The organism is Burkholderia sp. BCC1996 (assembly GCF_905339955.1).
In the GTDB taxonomy this organism is placed as follows: domain Bacteria; phylum Pseudomonadota; class Gammaproteobacteria; order Burkholderiales; family Burkholderiaceae; genus Burkholderia.
Genome location: NZ_CAJPHM010000024.1, coordinates 100,981 through 107,614, shown reverse-complemented (window position 1 = coordinate 107,614; position 6,634 = coordinate 100,981). Strand labels below are relative to the sequence as shown.

General features: G+C 66.9%; 4 protein-coding genes and 1 pseudogene. 4 read left to right on the top strand and 1 reads right to left on the bottom strand.

Going from position 1 to position 6,634, the window contains the following annotated elements; all coding sequences use genetic code 11:
* Positions 1–60: 60 nt before the first annotated feature.
* Positions 61–1,851 carry an acyl-CoA dehydrogenase gene (locus U4Z64_RS29245; RefSeq protein ID WP_321821800.1) on the bottom strand — a complete coding sequence of 597 codons (1,791 nt, stop codon included), beginning with the start codon at positions 1,849–1,851 and terminating at the stop codon, positions 61–63.
* 558 nt (positions 1,852–2,409) lie between these two features.
* On the opposite strand from U4Z64_RS29245, the gene U4Z64_RS29240 reads away from it, so the two are divergent.
* The 4 genes and pseudogenes from U4Z64_RS29240 (at position 2,410) to U4Z64_RS29225 (ending at position 6,630) form a co-directional block, all read left to right on the top strand.
* A complete protein-coding gene (locus U4Z64_RS29240) occupies positions 2,410–3,540 on the top strand; it encodes a hybrid-cluster NAD(P)-dependent oxidoreductase (RefSeq protein ID WP_321821799.1) in 1,131 nt (376 codons plus the stop codon).
* A 13-nt stretch (positions 3,541–3,553) separates the two neighbouring features.
* A pseudogene (locus tag U4Z64_RS29235) lies at positions 3,554–3,985 on the top strand (M24 family metallopeptidase); the annotation flags it as partial.
* Positions 3,978–4,568: a dimethylsulfoniopropionate lyase gene (locus tag U4Z64_RS29230; protein ID WP_321821798.1), complete on the top strand. Its 591-nt coding sequence runs from the start codon at positions 3,978–3,980 to the stop codon at positions 4,566–4,568. The pseudogene U4Z64_RS29235 and the gene U4Z64_RS29230, both read left to right, overlap by 8 nt.
* Before the next feature lie 457 nt (positions 4,569–5,025).
* Positions 5,026–6,630 carry a Re/Si-specific NAD(P)(+) transhydrogenase subunit alpha gene (locus U4Z64_RS29225; protein ID WP_321821797.1) on the top strand — a complete coding sequence of 535 codons (1,605 nt, stop codon included), beginning with the start codon at positions 5,026–5,028 and terminating at the stop codon, positions 6,628–6,630.
* The last annotated feature ends 4 nt before the right edge of the window (positions 6,631–6,634 follow it).

Below are 6,634 nucleotides of genomic sequence, written 5' to 3'. Positions count from 1 at the left end.
TGCGCGAGCAAGTCCTGTGTGGTCAAAATCCTGTCTCCTCCTGCGCCCCGACCGTTACGGTCAGAACTGGTCTTCCGTCAACGCGAGCACGCTCTCGTTGCCCTTCGCGCCGACGATCGACGCTTCGAGCCCGCCTGCCTGCACGAGGACGTGTTCCGCATAGCATTGTGCGATCGCGATCTTCGCATCGAAGAACGCCGTGTCGCTCGCGCGGTTCGCGTGCGCCGCCAGCAGCGCGCGCGCCATCTGCCATCCGCACAGCACGACGCCCGCCAGCTTCAGGTACGGCACGCTGCCCGCGAACACCGCGTTCGGGTCCTGCTTCACGTTCGCGACCACGTAGTCCACCACCGTCGACAGCGCGCGCGCACCCTTCTCCAGCTGCGCCTTCATCGACGCGGCCGCCGCGCCGTCGACCTTGCCGAGCGCCGCGACGGTGTCGCCGATCTCCGCGATCAGCGCCTTCGCCACCGCGCCGCCGTCGCGCATCGTCTTGCGGCCGACCAGGTCGTTCGCCTGGATCGCGGTCGTGCCTTCGTAGATCGCCAGGATCCGCGCGTCGCGGTAGTACTGCGCGGCGCCGGTTTCCTCGATGAAGCCCATCCCGCCGTGCACCTGCACGCCGAGGCTCGCCACGTCGTTCACCATCTCCGTGCTCCAGCCCTTCACGACCGGCACCAGATATTCGTAGATTGCCTGATGACGCGTGCGCGTCGCCTCGTCCGAATGGCGGTGGGCAATGTCGCTGTGCGCGGCCGCGACATACGCGAGCGCCCGCGCGCCCTCGGTCAGCGCGCGCATCGTGCCGAGCATGCGGCGCACGTCCGGGTGATGGATGATCGTCACCGACTGCTTGGCCGACCCGTCGACCGGGCGGCTCTGCACGCGCTCCTTCGCGAATTCCGCGGCCTTCCGGTAGGCACGGTCGGCCACGCCGATCCCCTGCATCCCGACGCCGAAGCGCGCCGCGTTCATCATGATGAACATGTATTCGAGGCCGCGATTCTCCTCGCCGACCAGATAGCCGATGGCGCCGCCGTGGTCGCCGTACTGCAGCACCGCGGTCGGGCTCGCCTTGATGCCGAGCTTGTGCTCGATCGACACGCAGTGCACGTCGTTGCGCGCGCCGAGCGAGCCGTCGTCGTTGACCAGGAACTTCGGCACGATGAACAGCGAAATGCCCTTCACGCCTTCCGGCGCGTTCGGCGTGCGCGCGAGCACCAGGTGGACGATGTTGTCCGCCATGTCGTGCTCGCCCCACGTGATGAAGATCTTGGTGCCGAACACCTTGTACGTGCCGTCGCCCTGCGGCTCGGCGCGCGAGCGCACCAGCGCCAGGTCCGAACCGGCCTGCGGCTCGGTCAGGTTCATCGTGCCGGTCCATTCACCCGAGATCAGCTTCGGCACGTAGCGCTGCTTCTGTTCGTCGGTGCCGGCCGTCAGCAGCGCCTCGATCGCGCCGTCGGTGAGCAGCGGGCACAGCGCGAACGACAGGTTCGCCGCGTTCAGCATCTCGATGCACGGCGTCGCGATCAGCTTCGGCAGCCCCTGGCCGTCGTATTCGGCCGGATGCTGCAGACCTTGCCAGCCGCCTTCGACGAACTGGCGGAATGCGGCGCCGAAACCCGGCGTCGCGGTCACGACGCCGTCCTTCCAGCTGCTCGGGTTGCGGTCGCCCTCGACGTTCAGCGGCGCCAGCACCTCGTCGCAGAATTTCGCGGATTCGTCGAGCACGGCCTGCGCCGTGTCATAGCCGGCGTCCTCGAAACCCGGCAACTGCGCAACGGTGTCGATGCCCGCGAGTTCCTTCAGCACGAACAGCATGTCCTTGACAGGGGCGTTATAGCTCATGGTCGATGTTCCAAATCAGGCGGTGAATGAGGCGCGCGGCCCGGGCGGCTGCGGCAAAACCGGCCAGCGCCAGGCGACGTCGTGGCCCATCGTAATGCCGCGTCGGCGGTTTTCCATTGTCATATCCGGCCCACATGGTGACAAAACCGGCCACACGATGCGCGGGGCGATGGCGGAAACGGGCGTCCGGGCGGGGGTTCGGGTGCCGTTTGCAGCACACGCGACGCGCGATCGGCGTGCCGGCAGAGAATCAGGGGTTAACCCTCTATCCGGTCAACATCGCATGCAAGAGATTCATCGGCAACGGCCTCGTCGTTGACAGCCGGGCCGCTGTTCGTATGGACACACGTCACGCATAACCTGATGTAATGCCGCCCGGAAAATAAAGCGCATTGACGCTGTTTCAGGGCCCGCCAATACTCGGCGCACAGCGAAGGCAATCCGGGTACGGAGCGAACCATCGGAACGAGGCGCGATGCACGCCCGTCATCGAGGCCCGGCTTTCGCGAACGACTGCGCGCACGTCGAACGTGCGACGCGCCCCAAGGAAGCGATGCCATGAATTCCGTAGACAGCATGTTCGATCCCGCACCCGAAGCATACGACCGACTCTCCGATCCCGGCACCTGGGACAGCACCGGAAGAACCTGGGCGAGCGGCGAACAGCAGATGCTGACGTGCTGCCGCGTCGTCGACGAGACGCATGACGTCAGGAGCTTCGAGTTTCGTGTAGGCGACGGCTCGCCCGTTCGCTTCGAACCCGGCCAGTTCATGACGGTGTCGGCGAACGTCGACGGCCAGCCGGTCGAGCGCTGCTACACGATCTCGTCGCCGCCGACGCGTCCCTATCTGGTGTCCATCACGGTCAAGCGCGTGCCCGGCGGCATCATGTCGAACTGGCTGCACGACAACATGAAGCCCGGCAGCCAGCTAGCGGCTTACGGCCCGTCGGGCAGCTTCACGCCGACCGCGGCACCCGCCGCAAAATTGCTGTACCTGTCCGCCGGCTCGGGCGTGACGCCGCTGATGTCGATGACGCGTGCGAGCATCGATCTCGGGCTCGACCTGGACATCGTGTTCGTCCACAGCGCGAGAACGCCCGCCGATATCGTGTTCCGCAAGGAGCTGCAGCGGCTCGAGGCGCTGTCGCCGCGCCTTCGCACGTACTTCGTCTGTGAAGGTGCCGGCGATGAAGCGCACTGGCCGGGACCGATCGGCCGGCTCAGCCTGCCGTTGCTTGCCGAACAGGTGCCCGACTACGCCGAGCGCGAAGCGTTCACCTGCGGCCCGGCGGGCTACATGAATGCCGTGCGCGACGTCCTGCGCAGCGGCGGACACGATCCCGCACGCTATCACCAGGAGAGCTTCGACATCGGCGCCGGCGTCGCGCCGACACTGGCCGCCCCCGCTGCCGAATCGTCGTCGGAAACCTTCGCGGTCAGGTTGGCGCGCTCGTCGAAGACGTTCACGATGAACGCCGCCGACACCGTGCTGTCGGCAGCGAGGAAGGCCGGCGTCGCGATTCCGTCATCCTGCAGCCAGGGCATCTGCGGCACGTGCAAAACGAAGGTGCTCGACGGCACGGTCGACATGCGGCACAACGGCGGGATTCGCGACCGGGAAGTGCAGAAGGGTTTCCGGCTGCTCTGCTGCAGCCACCCTACGTCGGACCTCGTGCTGGAGCTCTAGTCCGGCGGCAGACGACGCGCACGGCACGCTCACGGGCCTTGTTCGCACGTGTCCGGATCGGTGTTCGTCGCGGGTGCTGCACGCGGGCGACCTGCTCGCGTTCGACACCGACTTGGTCGGGCCGCACGGTTACTGCTCGGACATCTCCCGCACCTGGCTCGTCGGCGACGGCCGTCCGTCGGACGAACAGCGCAAGCTGTACGAATTCGCATACGCACAGGTCCATTTCAATATGAATCTGCTGCGGCCCCGGCAGTCCGAAGGCGGCAGCGTGATGTGCCGTCGATTGCGGCGCGTGCCGCTGGCCGGACGGCAACCGCGGCACGCGCATGGCGGCCAGCACCAAATCGGCCGCCCTTTTTCGCTGTCCGGGTCGGCACGTTTCTCCGTAGACTTCCATCTCATCATGCCAAACGAGCACCGGAGCAAAGACCAGGATGAGTGAACGCCCGAAGCACATCGCGGATTTCATCCGGGTCGCCGGCGATCTGTTTCAATCGGACAAGCTTCCGCCCGCCGCGCGTGCATTCGCACCGCAAGTATTCGCGCGGCTGCAGACCCCGTCGGATAACGGCACGCGGCTCGCGGTGCGCTACCCCGCCTGCGAATGGCTCGACCCGGCGCTCGAGTCGGTCGCACGCGTCGACCCGACGTTCGCCACCGTCGCACGGCTGATCAAGGCGCTCGAACCCGAGATCGGCTGGTCGCGTCGCACGTCGGGCAAGGACGGCAGCCCGAACTACATCGATGGGCACGTAAACGGGATGATCTGCGGGCCCGGCGGCGCCGAAAGCCGCGACGACATTCAGCTCGGCTTCTCGTTGATGATGCCCGGCGTCAGATATCCGGATCATGGTCACGCACCGGAGGAAGCGTACGTGCTCATGACCGCCGGCGAATTCCGGCAGCAAAACGGCGCATGGTTCGATCCCGGGATCGGCGGCGGCATCCACAATCCGCCCGGCGCGCTGCATGCGATGCAGTCCGGCAACGCGCCGTTCCTCGCGATATGGTGTCTGCTGAATTGATCCGACGATCGACGCGGGGTGCCGACGGATTCGCCTGCGGCAAGCGGCCGGCCATTGACCTACCGGCCGGTCGGAATCATCAATGGGAGCCGGCCATGGGAACCCGAGCAGGAAGCCAGTTATGGGAAGCCCACGCAGTCCCGCCGCGCGACGGCCGGCTCACGCAGCCGCGCCGCACGGCGGAGGCAGCGGTCCGACCGCATCGTCAACCTCCATTCGGTCGACGCGATATCGCCCGCGCGTGGATAAAACGCAACAGCACGGCAGAAGACGCGTTCGACGATTTTGTGTCCTCGATGGCGCCTTTGTTATCGGGCATACTCTATTCGCGCCCAGCGAACGGTCGTTCCATTTTTAATGCGAACCGTCGCGCGAGCCACTAAACACACACATGATTCTGTTACCTTGACGCACCGGCCCGAGCGCTTCGCGATGGCCATCACCCATCTTTCACACTATGACATTACAGATTGGGGTTCCTCTGGAGACAGCCACCGGCGAACGGCGCGTTGCGACCGTTCCCGAGGTGGTCGAGAAACTGATCAAGCTGGGGTTTTCGGTGGCCGTCCAAAGCGGCGCCGGTGCCGGCGCGAACTTTGACGACGACACGTATCGCGCGGCCGGCGCGAGCATCGCCGCCACGGCGGCCGAGCTCTGGTCCGGCAGCGACATCGTGCTCAAGGTGCGCCCGCCGAGCGCCGACGAAGTCGCGCTGATGCGCGAAGGCGGCGCGCTGATCGGCTTCGTGTGGCCCGCGCAGAACCCCGAGCTGATGCAGCAGCTGGCCGCGAAGCGCGCCACCGTGCTGGCGATCGACTCGCTGCCGCGCACGCTGTCGCGCGCGCAGAAGATGGACGCGCTCACGTCGATGGCCGGCATCAGCGGCTATCGCGCGGTGATCGAGGCCGCGCATGCGTTCGGCCGCTTCCTGAACGGCCAGGTCACGGCGGCCGGCAAGATCCCGCCGGCGAAGGTGTTCATCGCCGGCGCCGGTGTGGCCGGTCTGGCCGCGATCGGCACGGCCGCGAGCCTCGGTGCGATCGTGCGCGCGAACGACACGCGTGCGGAAGTGGCCGATCAGGTCAAGTCGCTGGGCGGCGAGTTCGTCAAGGTCGACTACGAAGAGGAAGGCTCGGGCGGCGGCGGCTACGCGAAGGTGATGAGCGAGGGCTTCCAGCAGGCGCAGCGCGCGATGTATGCGCAGCAGGCCAGGGACGCCGACATCATCATCACGACCGCGCTGATCCCCGGCAAGCCGGCGCCGAAGCTCATCACCGCCGAGATGGTGCAGTCGATGAAGCCCGGCAGCGTGATCGTCGACATGGCCGCCGAACAGGGCGGCAACTGCGAACTCACGGTGCCCGGCGAAGCCGTGGTGCGCCACGGCGTGACCATCGTCGGCTATACCGATCTCGCGTCGCGCCTGTCGCGGCAGTCGTCGACGCTCTATGCGACCAACCTGCTGCGCGTGATCGAAGAGCTGTGCAAGGCCAAGGACGGCACGATCAACGTCGACTTCGACGACGACGCGATCCGCGGCCTCACCGTCATCAAGGAAGGCAACGTCACGTGGCCGCCGCCGCCGATCAAGCAGGCGGCCGTCGCGCCCAAGCCTGCAGCGGCCGCACCCGCGGCAGCCGCCGCGCCGGCGAAGTCCAAGGGCCACGGCCACAGCGGCGAGCCGATGTCGGCCAAGGCGCTCGCGATCGTGTTCGCGATCGGCGCGCTGGCGTTCCTGCTGGTCGGCCAGTTCGCGCCGGCGAGCTTCCTGTCGCACTTCACGGTGTTCGTGCTCGCGTGCTTCGTCGGCTACATGGTGATCTGGAACGTCACGCCGTCGCTGCACACGCCGTTGATGAGCGTGACCAACGCGATCTCGTCGATCATCGCGATCGGCGCGCTCGTGCAGGTCGCGCCGCCCCTCGGTGAGCTGGCCAACGCCGGCGATCGTCCGTCCGGGCTGATCCTCGGTCTCGCGGTCGGCGCGCTCACGCTCACGGCCGTCAACATGTTCGGCGGCTTCGCGGTCACGCGCCGCATGCTGGCGATGTTCCGCAAATAAGGGG